Annotated in this window: 1 pseudogene; it reads left to right on the top strand. The window is 39.6% G+C overall.

Going from position 1 to position 235, the window contains the following annotated elements:
* Positions 1–235: pseudogene (locus tag FDX22_RS30655) on the top strand (hypothetical protein); the annotation flags it as partial.

Here is a 235-nt window from a genome sequence, read left to right as displayed (position 1 = left end):
GCGAGAATGAGCTATCATTTGATGATAGGGGAATAATGCCGTTACCGTTCTCCATGATTTGTGCCTTTGTTAATTCATGCTTGGTAGATGGTCGGATTTCCATTAATGAACATGGAAAATTGGAACCAAGAGCAGATATTGCCAATCATGATGTTTATAACCAACCGATGCTTTTCGATATTGATGACCCTAAGTCAGATGGTTCCACGGGAATATTTGTTGATATAGGCCTTGA

The organism is Citrobacter sp. TBCS-14 (assembly GCF_005280805.1).
Lineage (GTDB): Bacteria > Pseudomonadota > Gammaproteobacteria > Enterobacterales > Enterobacteriaceae > Citrobacter > Citrobacter gillenii.
Note: the sequence above shows the minus strand (reverse complement) of the source record. Positions and strands in the feature narration are given on the sequence as shown.